At 47.2% G+C, this 17,415-nt stretch carries 19 protein-coding genes; all 19 read left to right on the top strand.

What is annotated here, in order from left to right; translation table 11 throughout:
- Positions 1-123: 123 nt before the first annotated feature.
- The 19 genes from rpsU (at position 124) to cccA (ending at position 17,388) form a co-directional block, all read left to right on the top strand.
- Entirely contained in the window at positions 124-297 is a 174-nt protein-coding gene (gene rpsU / locus ABIC15_RS05155; protein ID WP_012369719.1) for a 30S ribosomal protein S21, read from the top strand.
- A gap of 21 nt (positions 298-318) precedes the next feature.
- Positions 319-765, top strand: a complete 447-nt coding sequence (locus ABIC15_RS05160) for a GatB/YqeY domain-containing protein (protein ID WP_012369720.1) — start codon at positions 319-321, stop codon at positions 763-765.
- Positions 766-955: 190 nt separating this feature from the next.
- Complete coding sequence (locus ABIC15_RS05165; protein WP_012369721.1) at positions 956-1,465, top strand: NfeD family protein; 510 nt, start codon at positions 956-958, stop codon at positions 1,463-1,465.
- The gene (gene floA / locus ABIC15_RS05170; protein WP_012369722.1) at positions 1,462-2,445 is read left to right on the top strand and encodes a flotillin-like protein FloA; all 984 of its coding nucleotides are present in this window, start codon (positions 1,462-1,464) and stop codon (positions 2,443-2,445) included. Before ABIC15_RS05165 ends, floA begins: the two co-directional genes overlap by 4 nt.
- Before the next feature lie 13 nt (positions 2,446-2,458).
- Positions 2,459-2,926, top strand: a complete 468-nt coding sequence (locus ABIC15_RS05175; RefSeq protein ID WP_214765957.1) for a hypothetical protein — start codon at positions 2,459-2,461, stop codon at positions 2,924-2,926.
- A gap of 228 nt (positions 2,927-3,154) precedes the next feature.
- Positions 3,155-4,117: a PhoH family protein gene (locus ABIC15_RS05180; RefSeq protein WP_012369724.1), complete on the top strand. Its 963-nt coding sequence runs from the start codon at positions 3,155-3,157 to the stop codon at positions 4,115-4,117.
- A 41-nt stretch (positions 4,118-4,158) separates the two neighbouring features.
- Positions 4,159-6,216: an HD family phosphohydrolase gene (locus ABIC15_RS05185; RefSeq protein ID WP_012369725.1), complete on the top strand. Its 2,058-nt coding sequence runs from the start codon at positions 4,159-4,161 to the stop codon at positions 6,214-6,216.
- Complete coding sequence (gene ybeY, locus ABIC15_RS05190) at positions 6,213-6,689, top strand: rRNA maturation RNase YbeY (RefSeq protein ID WP_012369726.1); 477 nt, start codon at positions 6,213-6,215, stop codon at positions 6,687-6,689. The genes ABIC15_RS05185 and ybeY overlap by 4 nt, the downstream gene beginning before the upstream one ends.
- Positions 6,686-7,036 carry a diacylglycerol kinase family protein gene (locus ABIC15_RS05195; protein WP_012369727.1) on the top strand — a complete coding sequence of 117 codons (351 nt, stop codon included), beginning with the start codon at positions 6,686-6,688 and terminating at the stop codon, positions 7,034-7,036. Before ybeY ends, ABIC15_RS05195 begins: the two co-directional genes overlap by 4 nt.
- 50 nt (positions 7,037-7,086) lie before the next feature.
- Complete coding sequence (locus ABIC15_RS05200) at positions 7,087-7,485, top strand: cytidine deaminase (RefSeq protein ID WP_012369728.1); 399 nt, start codon at positions 7,087-7,089, stop codon at positions 7,483-7,485.
- Positions 7,478-8,386, top strand: coding sequence for a GTPase Era (gene era / locus ABIC15_RS05205; protein WP_012369729.1), 909 nt, complete (start codon positions 7,478-7,480; stop codon positions 8,384-8,386). Before ABIC15_RS05200 ends, era begins: the two co-directional genes overlap by 8 nt.
- Before the next feature lie 3 nt (positions 8,387-8,389).
- Positions 8,390-9,139, top strand: a complete 750-nt coding sequence (gene recO, locus ABIC15_RS05210) for a DNA repair protein RecO (protein WP_012369730.1) — start codon at positions 8,390-8,392, stop codon at positions 9,137-9,139.
- A gap of 286 nt (positions 9,140-9,425) precedes the next feature.
- Entirely contained in the window at positions 9,426-10,316 is an 891-nt protein-coding gene (glyQ, locus tag ABIC15_RS05215; RefSeq protein ID WP_012369731.1) for a glycine--tRNA ligase subunit alpha, read from the top strand.
- The gene (gene glyS, locus ABIC15_RS05220; RefSeq protein ID WP_012369732.1) at positions 10,309-12,369 is read left to right on the top strand and encodes a glycine--tRNA ligase subunit beta; all 2,061 of its coding nucleotides are present in this window, start codon (positions 10,309-10,311) and stop codon (positions 12,367-12,369) included. The genes glyQ and glyS overlap by 8 nt, the downstream gene beginning before the upstream one ends.
- Positions 12,370-12,388: 19 nt before the next feature.
- A complete protein-coding gene (gene ccpN / locus ABIC15_RS05225) occupies positions 12,389-13,018 on the top strand; it encodes a transcriptional regulator CcpN (protein WP_354019926.1) in 630 nt (209 codons plus the stop codon).
- Between the two features lie 14 nt (positions 13,019-13,032).
- Positions 13,033-13,842, top strand: coding sequence for a pyruvate, water dikinase regulatory protein (locus ABIC15_RS05230; RefSeq protein WP_012369734.1), 810 nt, complete (start codon positions 13,033-13,035; stop codon positions 13,840-13,842).
- Between the two features lie 137 nt (positions 13,843-13,979).
- Entirely contained in the window at positions 13,980-15,773 is a 1,794-nt protein-coding gene (gene dnaG, locus ABIC15_RS05235; RefSeq protein ID WP_012369735.1) for a DNA primase, read from the top strand.
- Positions 15,774-15,807: 34 nt separating this feature from the next.
- Positions 15,808-16,893 carry an RNA polymerase sigma factor RpoD gene (rpoD, locus tag ABIC15_RS05240; RefSeq protein ID WP_012369736.1) on the top strand — a complete coding sequence of 362 codons (1,086 nt, stop codon included), beginning with the start codon at positions 15,808-15,810 and terminating at the stop codon, positions 16,891-16,893.
- Positions 16,894-17,046: 153 nt separating this feature from the next.
- Positions 17,047-17,388, top strand: a complete 342-nt coding sequence (gene cccA, locus ABIC15_RS05245; protein WP_012369737.1) for a cytochrome c550 — start codon at positions 17,047-17,049, stop codon at positions 17,386-17,388.
- Positions 17,389-17,415: the final 27 nt, after the last annotated feature.

Raw genomic sequence — 17,415 nt, forward strand, 5'->3', positions numbered from 1 at the left:
TATCAGGAGTGAAGCAAAACCGGTTAATCAACTATTGACCATTTTGTATATTCCTACTATAATGTTGTATGACGTGTCTGACACGTTTCCTTTAGTCGGTAATATCGGAGGGAGGGAAAACTAGTGGAAACTCGTGTACGTAAAAATGAATCACTTGAAGACGCACTTCGTCGCTTCAAACGTGGTGTTTCAAAAGATGGTACGCTTGCTGAAGTTCGTAAACGTAAACACTACGAAAAGCCAAGTGTAAAACGTAAGCTTAAATCGGAGGCTGCGCGTAAGCGTAAGAAGTTCTAACGTAAGAGAGGGTGTATCCTCATGAGTCTTCAAGAGCGTTTGACAGTGGATATGAAGGAAGCCATGCGTTCGCGTGAGAAAGATCGTCTTACGACGATTCGGATGGTGAAGTCGTCCCTGCAAAATGAAGCGATTAAACTCGGTAAGCAAGAATTAACTGATGAGGAAGAGCTAACTATACTCTCACGTGAGATGAAACAGCGCAACGACTCCCTCCGAGAATTCGAACGCGCTGATCGTCACGACCTCGTCGAGAAGATTCAAGCAGAGATAATCGTGCTCGAAGCTTATATGCCAAAACAACTTTCGGAAGAAGAAGTTCAGGAAATCGTCAACGCAGCCATTGCGAAGACGGGTGCCTCAGCTCCTTCTGATATGGGGAAAGTAATGGGTGTCGTCATGCCGCAACTTAAGGGTAAAGCGGACGGTGCTCTAATTAATCGCCTTGTTAAACAACAACTACATTAACCCGTTTTGAAAGGCGTCCTCCGGGATGCCTTTTTTTCATAAGATAAAATCGGAAAAATTCGAAAATTGGTAAAAGTTATGAAACCTTTTCTCAGATGAAAGCGTATATAATAAAAGTAACAATGAGCCATGTTCAGAAAGATGAAACATGTTGTCGTCTGATTCTGATGAAAAAGGGGTGAACGAAGTAATGTCTTTTAGCTTAGGGATGATTTTAGCGGTCTTCATGATCGGTGTCCTCATGTTGCTGGTCGAAATATTCGTGACAGGGTTTGGCATATTCGGTGTCCTTGGCATCGGTGCAGTCCTTGCCAGTTTGATCATGGCAGGTGCGACGGTCGGTCAAGTCGGTCTAGCGGTCGGTTTGGCAGTCTTTTTATCACTCGCTGCCGGATTTTGGGCATATCGCCGGATCAAATCAAATCAATCATTATTATGGCGAGGTTTGATTTTGACAGATTCCACATCGTCGGAAAAAGGATATCTTTCTCATCAAGATAAAGAACAACTGCGTGGCAAGGTCGGAATCAGTTTAACGCAGCTTCGCCCGGCAGGAACGATTGAAATTGATGGGAATCGCGTCGATGCGGTCACGGAAGGCAATTTCATTAATTCCGGCGAGCAAGTCGTCGTGCAAGACGTCACACACGGACGAGTCATCGTCCGAGTCCAAAAAACGAAGGAGGAGTCACTCACATGACACCCGAACTATTGACCGTTCTACTCATAACGGGAGGAATACTTATTTTCCTCGCTATCTTCTTTACACTTGTCCCGATCCCGCTCTGGATCAGTTCACTTGCAGCCGGAGTCCGTGTCTCTATCTTTACATTGGTCGGAATGCGGCTTCGTCGTGTTACACCGTCAAAAATTGTTAATCCGTTGATTAAAGCAGTCAAAGCCGGCATCAACCTCAATACAAACCAATTGGAAAGTCACTATCTTGCCGGTGGTAACGTCGACCGTGTCGTTAACGCCTTGATTGCGGCACACCGTGCCAACATCGAACTCAGTTTCGAACGTGCGGCAGCCATTGATTTAGCAGGTCGGAACGTGCTTGAAGCCGTCCAGATGTCCGTTAACCCGAAAGTCATCGAAACCCCATTCATTGCCGGTGTTGCCATGAACGGGATTGAAGTGAAAGCAAAAGCACGGATTACCGTACGTGCCAACATCGACCGTCTTGTCGGTGGTGCAGGGGAAGAAACCGTCATCGCCCGTGTTGGTGAGGGTGTCATCTCGACGATCGGTTCATGTCAAGATCAAAAAGAAGTCCTTGAAAATCCGGAAATGATTTCCCGGACGGTCCTCGCAAAAGGACTTGATTCAGGAACAGCATTCGAAATCCTCTCGATCGATATCGCGGACGTCGATATCGGCAAAAATATCGGTGCCGTGCTTCAGACGGATCAGGCGGAAGCTGACAAAAACATCGCCCAAGCGAAAGCGGAAGAACGTCGGGCGATGGCGATTGCAAGCGAACAAGAGATGAAATCACGTGTCGAAGAAATGCGTGCGAAAGTCGTTGCGGCAGAAGCGGAAGTTCCACTTGCGATTGCCGAGGCATTACGTGACGGCAACTTCAGCGTAATGGATTACGCCAACTATTTGAACGTGACGGCTGATACGAAGATGCGTCAAGCGATTGGTGGTCAATCTTCGCCGAACGACACACAATAAAAGGGTGATTTAGATGGGGAGCTTAATTTGGGTCGGACTGATGGTTGCCTTTGGTGTGATTTCGGTTATCTCGAAGGCGTCTGATCAGAAAAAGTCCAGCTCGACGACACGTGTCCCTTCAAAAGAATTTGGGGACTATGTCAAGAAAATGGTTGACCAAGTGGAAACACGACTTCCGGAAGATCGGGATGTGCCACCTCCGATTAAACGGAAGCAGTCAAAGCCGGAGCAACCGGTTAAGCATCAACGAACCGAATTGCAACAGCGTTTGGATGAACGGGATCGTGTGAAAGCACAAAAACAGTCTAAATCAAACATTGGTCAGATAACAGGCAGTATTGCGAGCGGTGAAATTGGCAAACGACGTAACCGGAAAAAAGGAATGCAGACGTCACAAGAAGAAATTCGCCAGGCGATGATCTGGAGTGAAGTCCTGGGTCCGCCGGTTTCGAAACGGTCTTCAAAATCTCCACATCGTTAAAGTAAAGGTTGGCTCTCGTTTACAATGAGAGCTGACCTTTTTTTTAGATACGCAGCAGGAAAAAATCCGAAGCATGTTCGGTCAGGTAAAAGAAGCAGTTAAAATGAGGAAAACACGCTTAAAGGATGGGTTTTTCTTTCCATCTATTCTGCTTAAATGATAAAGTGGACTAGAACAGATTTGTAGAGATGACGTACTGTTATCCATCATTAGGAGGCCAATCATAACGTGATATTCAATGAAAGAATCCCATTCGTATTTTCGAATTCAGAACAGATTCAAGCATTCGTAGGACCGAACGATGCCGTACTAAAAACGATGGAAGCGGAGCTTGAAGTCCAACTCACCCACCGCGGTGATGAATTGTTGGCGCAGGCAGAAGAAGAACGGTCTGTCGTGTTAGCGAAACAGGTCGTCGGTGTCTTAAAACAACTGGTTGATCGGGGAGCCGTCTTGACGGAACGTGACGCAACAAGCGCCATTCAACTGGCACGACAAGACCGGGTCGATGAATTGCTCGAATTATACGATACGGTCATTCATACGAACCATAAAGGGAAACCGCTCCGGGCCAAAACACTGGGACAAGCCCGTTATGTCCGGGGAATTGAAAAGTGCGATTTGACGTTCGGGATCGGACCGGCCGGAACCGGCAAGACCTATTTGGCGGTCGTCATGGCGGCAAAGGCCTTAAAAGAAGGTTACGTCAAACGTTTGGTTTTAACACGACCTGCTGTTGAAGCAGGGGAGAATCTTGGGTTTTTGCCGGGAGACTTGAAGGAAAAAGTTGATCCGTATTTACGTCCGCTCTATGATGCACTACATGACGTGCTCGGCGTGGAACACACAGCCCGTTTGCTGGAGCGGGGCGTGATTGAAATTGCGCCGCTCGCTTATATGCGCGGACGGACGCTTGAACACGCGTTTGTCATTTTGGATGAAGCTCAAAATACGACAAGAGAACAAATGAAAATGTTTTTGACGCGACTCGGTTTTCACTCGAAGATGATTGTCACGGGTGATTTGACGCAAGTCGATTTACCGCGCGGAAAAGCGTCCGGTTTACAAGAAGCGCTGAATCTTCTTGGACATGTCCGGGGAATTCATTTTGAACACTTTAGCTCGGCTGATGTCGTCCGGCATCCACTTGTTCGGAAAATCATTGATGCGTACAGTCAAGAACTCGAGTAAAGCGCAACAGGTGAGTCTTGAAGTGGAAAGGAGACGAGCGGATGCGCAGAGTAGGTATGTGGATCAGTCTGCTGACACTGACATTTTACATCATCGTGTCGACGATGATGTATGTCAGCGTCCGGCCTGAAGCCTTGGCAGCAGCTCCATTTTCGATTGCAGAAGAAGATATTCGATCGCCGTTGACGATGGAGGATCGAGAAGCAACCCGGTTACTAAAGGAAAACACGGTAGCCGCGATTGACAGTCAGTATACGATTAAGCAGGAATACGCGGCACAACAAATTGATAAAGTCGAACAGCTTTTTGCAAGTCTCAAAGGAATCAAAAAAGCAGAAGACATCGGTCAGATCAAACAACGTCTTCGCGGAACGGAAGCTGCAGATTTACTGCAAGACGATGAATTACGATTGCTTGCGACATCCTCTTCGTCTGTACGGACGACGACACGCGATGTCGTAATCACAGCGATTGAGGAAGCGATGCGTCAACGGATTTCTTCCGATGGCGGTGAAGTGGCGGAAGCACGGGAAAATGCGCGGCTCGATATTGAACGGTCTGCCTTGTCGTTTTCAATGAAGGCTGTCGGAAAAACATTGACGGATCAATTAATCGTGACGAATTATGTTTACGATCCAGCGAAAACAGAACAGTTGCGGAAGCAAACAAGTGATAAGGTGGAGCCGGTCTTGATTTCCGAAGGAGAAGTCATCGTCAAACGGGGGGAAGTCATTTCCCAGGATGCCTACCGCCAATTGCAACTCGTTGGTCTGATTTCTGATCGTCAATCACTGAAGCCTCTGTTCGGAACGTTGATTGTCAGTGCGCTGATGACGTTGCTGTTATTTGGATTCATCAGTCGCTCCAACTTACGTTATGCAAAGATGGGTAAAGTGAAATTATTCAGTTTGGTTTATTTAGTTGTTATTTTGCAACTCGTCGTGACGTACGGAATGGCCTTCTTGGCGGATGATATCAATCCGGCGCTTTATTTGCTTACGCCGACAGCATTTTCGGCATTAGTGTTACGCAACTTATTAAATGAGCGGATTGCATTATCGAGTACCCTGTTCATGGCACTGGCAGGAACTTTTTTCTACAGCACGAATCAGAATTTCAGTTTTAACATTGCGATTTACTTATTGGTCGGTGGACTGGTGGCGACCTACTTCCTGCGTTCGAGCTTGTCACGCCGGCGGATTTTCGTCAGCAGTTTGACGATTGCTTTAGCGAACGTAGCTGTTTTCCTCGCTTTTGTACTCATGCGCAGTGGACAGTTGGAAGTAAAAGAGACGGCGGTTTTAATAGGATTTGCCGTTGCCAGCGGTGTTTTCAGTGCCATCTTGGCAATCGGATTATTGCCGTTCCTTGAGATGACGTTCGGTATTTTAGCCCCGACACGTTTGTTGGAATTATTAAATCCGACCCATCCTCTGCTGAAAAAATTATTGGTCGAGGCTCCAGGAACCTATCATCACAGCATGATGGTCGCGAATCTTGCCGAGACGGCATGTGAAGCAATCGGCGCTGACGGCTTGCTCGCACGGGTCGGTGCATATTATCATGATTTAGGAAAAACGCGGCGTCCGCTCTATTTCATTGAAAATCAGCATGGTCTCAATCCGCATGACCGTCTGACGCCGCCCGAATCCGCCCGAGTCATTCTTGCCCATACCGATGACGGCGTGGAATTGCTTGAAGAAGCAAAAATACCGAGTGTTATTGTCGATATTTGCCGGGAACATCACGGAACGTCCTTACTCCGTTATTTTTACGTCAAGGCAACAGAACAAGGGGAAGTCAATGAAGCGGACTTCCGGTACTCAGGCCCGAAACCGCAAACACGTGAAGCGGCCGTGATCATGATTGTCGATTCCATCGAGGCGGCGGTCCGGTCCATGAAGTCTCCAACGGAATCAGGGATTCAGGAACTGGTCAAAAAAATCATCCGTGAAAAACTGCTCGACGATCAATTTTCGGACTGTGAAATGACGACACGTGATATTTACCGGGTCGGTGAGAGTGCCTGCCATACGTTATCCGGGTTATTCCATGAACGGATTGAATATCCTGAATTAAAGAAAGAGGAACTCAAATGAATATTTACATGACTGATGAAGGCAAATTGTTGACGGAAGAACAACTGAAATTAGTGGAAGCGATTTTAGTCTATACGGCAACAGAAGAAAAGATTGAAGCAAACAGTGAGCTATCCGTCACGTTCGTGACGAATGATGAGATTCAGCAAATCAATCGGGAATGGCGCGGGAAAGATCAAGCGACGGATGTCATCTCGTTTGCGATGGATGAGCTCGGAGAAGACGAGATTGATTTTGAATTGCTTGAAGATGAGCCTGTTGTTCTCGGCGATCTGATCATTTCAGTGGAACGCTGCCGTGAGCAGGCTGCGGAATACGGGAATCATTTTGAACGGGAACTTGGATTTCTCGCTGTTCACGGCTTCCTGCATCTTCTCGGTTACGACCATATCGAAAAAGCAGATGAAGACATCATGACGAAGCGTCAGGAGGAAATCCTGCATCACTTTGAACTGTACCGAGGAAAATTGTGAAGACGTGGTGGTTACCTTTCACCCATGCGATGAACGGGATTCGTCAGGCGGTGAAGGAAGAACGGCATATGAAAGTCCATTTTACGATTGGACTGATTGTCTTGGCGGTTGCCCTGTATTTACCGCTGACATGGATGGAACGGGCGATTTTATGTTTAACGATCGGTGCGGTTCTCAGTGCGGAAATGTTCAATACCGCCTTTGAGCGGACTGTCGATCTCGTTACGGAAGAATGGCACCCGCTTGCAAAAGCGGCAAAGGATATCGCAAGCGGAGCAGTTCTTGTGTTGGCGCTTACATCAGTTGCGATTGCACTATGCATCTTCGTTCCATATTTGGTACAATAAGAATCCGGCCTTTTTTAGGCCAATACCGTTCCTAAAAGGGGAAAAATGACATGAAAACAGAACAATTACTCGAACAAGCTAAAATCGCACGCGAAAAAGCGTATGTTCCATATTCAAAGTTCCAAGTCGGAGCAGCTCTGCTCACGAAAGACGGACAGGTTTTCCATGGCTGTAATATCGAAAATGCAGCATATGGTCTTTGCAACTGTGCTGAGCGGACAGCAATCTTCTCAGCGTGGGCACAAGATGCACGGGAGTACGCAGCGATGGCTGTCGTAGCCGATACAGAAGGACCTGTCGCACCGTGCGGCCAATGCCGTCAAGTATTGTTTGAAATGTGTGACGCGGATATGCCGGTTTACTTAACGAACCTGACGGGTGACGTCACGGAAACGACGGTTGGTGCGCTCTTACCGGGTGCATTTACGAAGGGAGATCTTCATGTTTAAAGAAGGATTTAAATCAGGATTCGTTTCGATTATCGGTCGTCCAAACGTTGGGAAATCGACGTTCTTAAACCGAGTTATCGGACAAAAAATCGCCATCATGTCGGATAAGCCACAAACGACACGGAATAAGATTCAAGGTGTCTATACGACAGATGACGTGCAAACGATTTTCATCGATACACCGGGAATTCATAAACCGAAACATAAACTCGGAGACTTCATGATGAAAGTCGCGACGAATGCGTTACGCGAAGTCGACGCGATTCTCTTTATGATCAATGTGACGGAGCCGAAAGGAAAAGGCGACGAATTCATCATTGAGAAGTTAAAGGATTTGGATACACCGATCATCCTTGTCATGAACAAGGTCGACTTGATTCATCCGAATGATATTCCGCCGATCATCGAATCGTATCAAAATGAATTGAACTTCGCAGCAGTCGTTCCGATTTCTGCTCTTCAAGGTAATAACGTCGAACCATTGCTACAAGAAATCTCGAAGATTTTACCGGAAGGTCCGATGTATTATCCGGCGGATCAGATCACTGATCACCCGGAACGTTTCATCATTTCAGAAATGATTCGGGAGAAAGTCCTGCAAAAGACACGTGACGAAGTACCGCACTCGATTGCTGTCGCCATTGATCAAATCAAGACACGTGAAGACGGAAACATGGTCGATATTCACGCAACCATTTTGATCGAACGGGATTCACAAAAAGGAATCATCATCGGAAAACGCGGTGCCCTGTTAAAAGAAATCGGTTCAGAAGCCCGGACGGATATCGAGATGTTACTCGGAACGAAAGTTTACTTGAACCTGTGGGTGAAAGTTCAAAAAGACTGGCGCAATAAAGCCGGTCAATTGCGTGAACTTGGATTCCGCGACGACGAGTATTAAGCGATGATTGATAAGGCGGAAGGGCTTGTTTTACGGACGGTCGTGTATGGTGAATCGAATAAAATCATTACACTGTTAACGCGTGAATATGGCAAGCTCGCCGTCATGGCCCGTGGTGCTAAAAAACCCGGCAGCCGTTTTAACGCAGCGAGCCAGCCGTTCGTCCGAGCGATTTATGTCTACCCGCGTTCGCGGGGTCTCGGTCAATTGAAATCAGCAGATGTCATCACAGGGTATTCAAAGATTCGTCAGGACGTCTTTTTGATGGCTTATGCGATGTACCTCCTTGAACTGGCGGACAAAGCACTTGATGAACGGGTGCCGCAACCGGCACTGTATGATTTGTTCGTCGATGGTCTTGAGGCAATGGATGAAGGGCTCGATCCGGATGTCGTGTCCTTTATAGTGGAACTCCGCTTACTGCGTCATCTGGGAATCGCACCGCACTTAAATGGCTGTACGGTTTGCGGCAGTGTGGAAGCACCGTTCGCCTTCTCATTGAACCACGGTGGTTTGCTTTGCAGACGACACCGTCAGGAAGATGAACATGCTGTTTCTTTGACGGAATCCGTGGCCAAGATGCTGTATGTTTTTTCTGTGTATGATTTTTCCCGGATCGGGACAGTCGATGTGAAGCCGGAGACGAAACGTTTGTTGCGTCAAATCATGGATGCCTACATGGAACGGTACAGCGGACTCCGCCTCCGTTCAAAACGGGTTCTCGATCAATTGCTGAATCTTGGAGACGATTGACAGATACGCCGTACGTTCGGTAGAATAAGTGCGGAAGAACTAACTAAACGAACACGATGAGAAAAAGGAGTAACACCTGATGTTCAGTCAAGCGATTTCGGGATAGTGCGAGCCGGAAATGAAGCAGGTGTGAACGGCATTTTTGAGTGTTCCTGATCAAAGAGTGGCATGCGGACGCATGCAAGTAGGGTGGAACCGCGGGCTCGTCTCGTCCCTATGTACAACCTTGTTGTACATAGGGACGTTTTTGCGTTCCCGCATAAATTTGGAGGTGGAAGTCTTGAAGATGACAGTACAGGAAATGATCTTAACACTGCAAAAATTTTGGGCTGAGCAAGGGTGCTTGACGATGCAGGCCTATGACGTCGAGAAAGGTGCCGGAACAATGAATCCGATGACATTTTTACGGAGTCTTGGACCAGAACCATGGAACGTCTGTTATACAGAACCATCACGCCGTCCGGCGGATGGACGTTACGGGGAAAACCCGAACCGTTTGTATCAACATCACCAGTTCCAAGTCATCATGAAGCCGTCGCCGGACAACATTCAGGAGCTGTACTTACAAAGTCTTGAACTGCTCGGGATTAATCCGCTTGAACATGATATTCGTTTCGTTGAAGACAACTGGGAAAACCCGACGTTCGGTGCAGCCGGACTCGGATGGGAAGTCTGGTTAAACGGAATGGAAATTACACAGTTCACATACTTCCAACAAGTCGGTGGGATTGAATGTAATCCGATTGCCGTTGAAATCACATACGGAATCGAACGCCTCGCGTCGTATATCCAGGATGTCGAAAGTGTCTTTGATTTGGTTTGGACAGACGGCTTTAAATACGGCGATATTTTCTATCAACCGGAATTCGAACATTCGAAGTACACGTTTGAGACATCGGATGTCGATCTCTTGTTCACATTGTTCGATCAGTATGAAAAAGAAGCGAACCGAGCACTCGATGAGAACCTGGTCTTCCCAGCGTATGACTACATCTTAAAATGTTCTCATACGTTTAATCTGCTGGATGCCAAAGGAGCGATTTCCGTTACGGAACGGACTGGGTTCATTCACCGCGTCCGGAACATGTCGCGCCGTTGTGCGCAAAGCTTCATCGAAGAACGGGAACGTCTAGGCTTCCCATTGATTAAATCGAAAGCTGGTGAATCGCATGCATGAGTTATTACTTGAAATCGGTCTTGAAGAAATGCCGGCCCGTTTTGTCTTACAATCCGAGACACAATTAAAAGAACGTGTGACGACATTTTTAAATGAAGCACGCATTACGTTCGATACGATTGAGTCGTTTTCAACTCCACGTCGTTTAGCCGTTCTCGTAACCGGAATGTCTGAACGTCAGACGGACTTAGAAGAGACGCTCAAAGGACCGGCGAAGCGGATTGCTCAGGATGAAGACGGCAACTGGACAAAAGCCGCACAAGGATTTGCGCGCGGTAAAGGTTTGACAACGGATGATCTGTTCCTTCAAGAAGAAAAGGGTGTGGAGTATATCTTCGCGACCCGCAAAGAGTCGGGACAAGAAACAGCAACACTTCTGCCGGGATTGAAACAAATCGTCGAAGCGATGTCGTTCCCGAAAAACATGCGTTGGAGCACACAATCGTTACGCTACATGCGTCCGATTCGTTGGATGATCGCCTTACTGGACGATCAAGTAATTCCGTTTGAAGTGGCAGATGTGGCAACCGGGCGGACGTCACGCGGACACCGTTTCCTCGGACAGGATATTACGATTTTACGACCGAACGCCTACGTCGAAGCGCTGGCGGGAGAACATGTCATCGCCAGTTATGAACAGCGTCGTCAGCTGATTGAAGAGCAAATTCAACAGCTCAGTGAACAAGAAGGCTTTGAAGTCCCGATTGATCCGGCGTTGCTTGAAGAAGTCACGAATCTCGTCGAATACCCGACAGCATTATTCGGAGCATTTGACGAAGCTTATCTCGAACTTCCGGAAGAAGTCCTCATTACGACGATGAAGGAACACCAGCGTTACTTCCCGGTTAAAAAAGACGGGACGTTACTCCATTATTTCGTTACGGTCCGTAACGGGAATGCGACACATATCGAGAATGTGGCCCGCGGAAATGAGAAAGTCATCCGGGCACGTCTTGCCGATGCCCAGTTCTTCTATGAAGAAGATAAAAAAGCCGACATCGATGCCCAGGCAGCGCGACTTGATAAAATCGTCTTCCATGAAAAACTTGGAACGACAGGTGAAAAAGTTCGTCGTGTGCGTGAGATGGCTTTACAGTTGGCGGAACGATTTAATGCCGATTCGACGAAAGTCGAGCGGGCGGGAACGATTTATAAATTCGATCTCGTCAGCCAGATGGTATATGAATTTACAGAACTGCAAGGGATGATGGGCGAACGTTACGCCAACATGAAAGGCGAAGACGTTGAAGTCGCGGCAGCAATCCGGGAACACTACTTACCGCGCTTTGCCGGAGATGAAAGTCCAAGCACACCAACCGGTACGGTATTAGCGGTTCTTGACAAAATGGACAGTGTGGGCGGCTTCTTCGGTGTCGGTATGATTCCAAGCGGTTCTGCTGATCCGTATGCCTTACGCCGTCAGGCACAAGGAATCGTTCAGATTCTTTCGGACCGTCAGATTGAGATGACGTTGTCGGAACTGATTGATTTCGTCGTATCTGCTCAATTAAAAGCAGGTCTTTATCAAGCAGATGCAGAAACAGTTAAAGCAGCAATGGAAGACTTCTTTAATCAGCGTTTGAAGTTCCGCCTGTCGGAAAAAGGATATCGTCATGATGTCATCGAAGCGGCTCTTGATCCGAAGCTGACGGTCGAAGCCAATGAAAAACGGGCATCGATGCTTGAACAGGCCACACAACAACCAACCTTTAAGAAGACCGTGGAGCAACTCAGCCGTGTCTTAAACATCTCGAAAAAAGCCGAAACGGTTGTTGCAGTAAACCCGGCGCTCTTTGAAAATGATGCCGAACGTGACTTGCATGAACAAATCGAGCAACTGATTCCGAAAGTCGAAGCCGCTGTACAAGCTTCTGACTATGACCAGGCGATTCAAGTCCTTGAATCGAGTGTTCCGGCCATCACGGCTTATTTTGACGGAACGATGATCATGGCGGATGACGAAGCAGTTCGCACGAATCGTCTCAGCGAGATGAAACGATTTGCGACGGCAATCGAACAAGTCGCACGATTCAATGCACTCACTTTAGTGTGAATAAAGGACGGATGAGCCGATGAAGTTAAATGAACGGCAGAAAAAAATACTCCAAATCGTCAAAGAAAACGGTCCGATCACAGGAGAGCAGATTGCATCTGAACTCTCCTTGACACGGGCGACCCTGCGTCCGGACTTATCCATTTTGACGATGACTGGAATGCTGGAAGCACGTCCACGCGTCGGTTATATGTATGTCGGTAAAAAAAATACCTCCATGTTACATGAAAAATTGGATACGTTGACCGTTGGCGAATTCATGTCTTCTGCGAAAGTCATTCATGAGGGGATGACGGTTTATGATGCGATCGTCCATTTGTTCCTCGAAGACGTCGGTTCGTTGTTCGTCGTCGGAAAAGATCATGCGTTAGTCGGTGTCCTGTCACGTAAAGATTTTTTACGGGCGGCAATCGGGAATCAGGAGTTGGACTCGTTACCGGTTAACATCATCATGACACGGATGCCGAATCTGACGGTTTGTGAGAAATCAGAGACGTTGATTGGAGCAGGGATGAAACTCATCGAAAAACAGATCGATTCCATGCCGGTCGTCGAACAGGTCGACGGGATCTTAAAAGTCGTCGGACGGATGACAAAGACGAACATGACGAAAGTATTGGTCGCGTTGACACGAGATGAAGAACTTTAAGAGGAGGTTCGCAGATGAGACAACGTATTTATGTAGTGAGTGACTCGGTCGGTGAGACGTGTGAACTGGTCGTACGGGCAGCAGCGATCCAGTTTCCGGAGCAAGCGATTGAAACGGTCCGGATTCCATTCGTGGACGACGATCAGGTCATTTACGATTTAGTGTTACATGCAAAAGAAGAGCAGGCGACAATCGTCTACACGATCGTTCATGCCACCCATCGCCGGCTTCTTGCGGAAACAGCACAAGCCCATCAAGTTAAGGCAATCGATTTACTCGGACCGTTACTGGATACGATGGAGGGGCGTCTCGGGATGCAGCCGAAAGAAGAACCGGGACTGATTTATCGGTTGGATGAAGAGTATTTCCGGAAAATTGAAGCCGTTGAATTTGCCGTGAAATATGATGACGGTCGCGATCCGCGCGGCATCAAACGGGCGGATATCGTTCTGATTGGTGTATCACGCACCTCGAAGACTCCGCTCTCTCAGTACTTGGCGCTGAAACGGTATAAAGTGGCGAATGTACCGCTCGTTCCGGAATCGATTCCACCGGAAGAACTGTTTGATATTCCAAAAGAAAAATGTTTTGGATTATTGATTTCTCCAGAGAAGTTGATTGATATCCGGATGGAACGGCTGCGGTCGCTTGGACTGAAACCGGAAGCGGCGTACGCACAGATGGATCGAATCAACCGTGAACTCGATTATGCGAAAAAACTGTATGACCGGATCGGCTGTCAAGTCATCGATGTGACGAACAAAGCGGTTGAGGAAACGGCGAATCTCATTTTGACAGGAATTTCCGGCAAATCACATGACTAGTAAAGTATGGTTTCACGTAGTATACTAATCTAGCTGCTTAATGAGATGATGCAAATTTTCTAATGAAACGGAACGAGTATTCGTTCCGTTTCATTGCGGGTATATGTATATAAACGTTCGAAAGGAGAGGTGACCAATTGAAACGGCTTCCTGACGAATTGGTTGACCAAGTCCGACAAGCAACGGATATCGTTGAATTGATATCAGAACGTGTAGAATTAAAAAAACAAGGGAATCGTTATTCAGGGTTATGTCCATTTCACTCTGAAAAATCCCCTTCTTTTTCTGTTTCTCCGGATAAAGGCATGTATTATTGTTTCGGATGTGGAGCGGGTGGAAACGCCATTACTTTTGTCATGGAGACGGAAGGGATGAGTTTTCCGGAAGCGGTCGTCAAGCTGGCGGATCGAACAGACATCAAGTTACCGGAATTTGAACGGTCTGATCAAACGGAGTCAACACCCGATCAGGAAAAGAAATACCGAATGCGGGAAGCGCATCGGATTGTGGCGGATCTGTACCATGAAGTCATGTTGCAGACAGCCGCTGGTGACGCCGGAAGAGAATACCTTGAACAGCGGGGCATCCAAGAATCCGCGATGCGGGAGTTTAAACTCGGTTACGCACCGGATCAAGACCGGTTTACGGTGGATTCATTGGCACGGCGTAACTTCGACTTGGATGAGATGGTCGAAGCAGGACTGATTTCTATAGGCAGAGATGGCGATTACCGCGATCGATTCAACGGACGGGTCGTATTTCCAATTTCAGATCGTGATGGCACGATTGTTGGATTCAGTGGTCGCTCCATTGACGGAAGAGACCCGAAATATGTCAATACAGCGGAAACCCCTCTTTTTAATAAAAGCGAATTGCTGTTTGGTTTCGCACAGGCGCGTGGTGCCATGCGAAAAAATAAGCAAGTTGTGTTGGTGGAAGGGAATTTAGATGTTGTACGTGTCGCTCAAGCGGGTATACCCTATACGGTAGCTTCTCTCGGGACGGCACTGACTCCTGTACATGCTCAAAATTTAGGGAGAATCGTCGATGAAGTCATAGTTTGTTATGACGGAGACAAAGCGGGACGTGCCGCGACACTAAAAGCATTACGCTTATTAGAGGATGTTGCGGTCGATTGTTCTGTGATTCGTCTTCCGGATGGAGAAGACCCCGATTCTTTTATCGGCGCACAATCGGAAGAGACCTTTCTTCGTGTCATCGAGCAGGAACGGATTTCAAGCCTTGAATTCAAATCTTTTTATTTTCGCCAAGGAAAAAACCTTCGATTAGAAGGAGAACGGGTCCGTTATATTGAAACTATGCTTGAGGAGATTGGTCGAACGTCCAATCCATTGTTACGCGATATCTATTTAGGGAAACTGGCGGAAGAGTTTCACTTGTCGAAAGAATCCCTGTTGTCGCAAGTTAAGCCGTTGCAACTGCAACAAGCTAAACCGAAACAAGAGCGGCGGCAAGAGACGCAAGTCGTGACCTCTTCTCCTCAAGACCGGACCTTCTCGAATTGGAAACGAGCTGAACGTTTTCTGCTTGCTTATATGATTCGTTCCGAGGAAGTGGGTCTTGAGGTACGTGATCAGCTTGGTGTGGCGTTTAATGATCCGGCTCATCAGTTGATTGCAGGGAAACTATATGAATTTTACGGAACAAACACCCCAGCGGATCCCGATCGTTTCCTGACGATGCTCCACGATGCATCGCTTCAGCGGATCGTGGCGGATCTAGAGTTTATGTTAATGCCGGAATACGATCCGGATTTATTGAGTCATTATATTCGTGCCGTTCAAAATGAACGACAACGACGGACGCTGGACGAAGAAAAGTCACAGTTAAGTCAACAAACAGATATCCGTGCTCAAGCGGAGCTAATGCAGGCGATCATCGAACGGAAACGGCGTTTGAAAGATCGATGACCTGTTGCATGATGTGGAAGGAGTGTATGGTTCGATGGCAGAAAAAGCAAGATCAGAAGCAGAAATACTCCGTCTCGCGAAGGATGAACTAATCGCGCTCGGACACAAGAATGGTGAACTATCGCATCAAAAAATCGAGGATAAACTCAGTTCGTTTGAATCGATGGATGCACAACAATTCGAAGAATTCCTTCAACTGCTCGAAACTGAAGGCATCAAGGTCAACAATGACGGAACGGGTGATGACAAGGAAGAAGCGGATTTAAACGATCTTTCGGTCCCACCGGGCGTCAAAATTAATGACCCGGTCCGGATGTACTTGAAAGAAATCGGCCGTGTCGATCTGTTGAATGCAGAAGATGAAGTCGAACTCGCAAAACGAATCGAACAGAATGATGAAGAAGCCAAGAAGCGTTTAGCGGAAGCGAACTTACGCCTTGTCGTTTCGATTGCGAAGCGTTATGTCGGTCGCGGCATGCTGTTCCTTGATTTGATCCAAGAAGGAAACATGGGACTGATCAAAGCAGTTGAAAAGTTTGACTATACAAAAGGCTATAAATTCTCGACGTATGCGACCTGGTGGATTCGTCAGGCAATCACACGTGCAATTGCCGACCAAGCACGGACGATCCGGATTCCGGTTCATATGGTTGAAACGATCAACAAACTGATCCGTGTCCAACGTCAGTTACTTCAGGATTTAGGACGTGAACCGACTCCGGAAGAGATTTCGAAAGAAATGGAAATCACACCGGAAAAAGTACGCGAGATTTTGAAGATTGCACAAGAACCGGTATCGCTCGAGACACCAATCGGGGAAGAGGACGATTCACATCTCGGAGACTTCATTGAAGACCAAGATGCGACAGCTCCTCAAGATGCGGCTGCGTATGAGTTGTTAAAAGAACAGCTTGAAGATGTCCTCGATACGTTGACGGACCGTGAAGAAAATGTCTTGCGCCTTCGTTTTGGTCTAGACGATGGTCGGACGCGGACACTTGAAGAAGTCGGGAAAGTATTTGGCGTTACACGTGAACGGATTCGTCAGATTGAGGCGAAAGCGTTACGGAAATTACGTCATCCAAGTCGTTCAAAACGTCTAAAAGATTTCCTCGATTAATTCAAAGTGTGAAGAAAATATGAAATTTTAGTGAGAAGGGAGAAAAAGTTTTGTTTTTTTCTTCCTTCTCTGTTTTTTTTACAGTAGAATAGTAACGGGGAATACCATTCAGTCACCAACTTGGTTGGGTATAGAATATGGGGGGGAATCCAAATGCGTAATCCGTTAGTACCGTTCGCATCGATTGCGATCATCGCCATCATCGCCATGATTTCATTGTCATACTTTGGGGTCGATCAGGTAAAACAAGCTGAAAAAGGTCCATCAACAGCTGAAATGAAGCCGGAAGATCTGTTTGCATCTAAAGGATGTACCGGATGCCACGGTGGAAATCTTGAAGGTGGAGTCGGTCCGAACTTAACAAAGATCGGTTCGAAGCTGAAAGAAGAAGAAATTAAAGAAATCGCTATGAACGGTAAAGGGCAAATGCCTGGCGGTCTTGCGAACGACGAAGAAGCCGCTGCTTTAGCAAAATGGCTTGCTGCAAAGAAATAAGCGAATCAACATCCGTCTCTTCTCCGA

Source organism: Exiguobacterium sp. PvP048, assembly GCF_040549175.1.
GTDB classification, from domain to species: Bacteria; Bacillota; Bacilli; order Exiguobacteriales; family Exiguobacteriaceae; genus Exiguobacterium_A; species Exiguobacterium_A artemiae.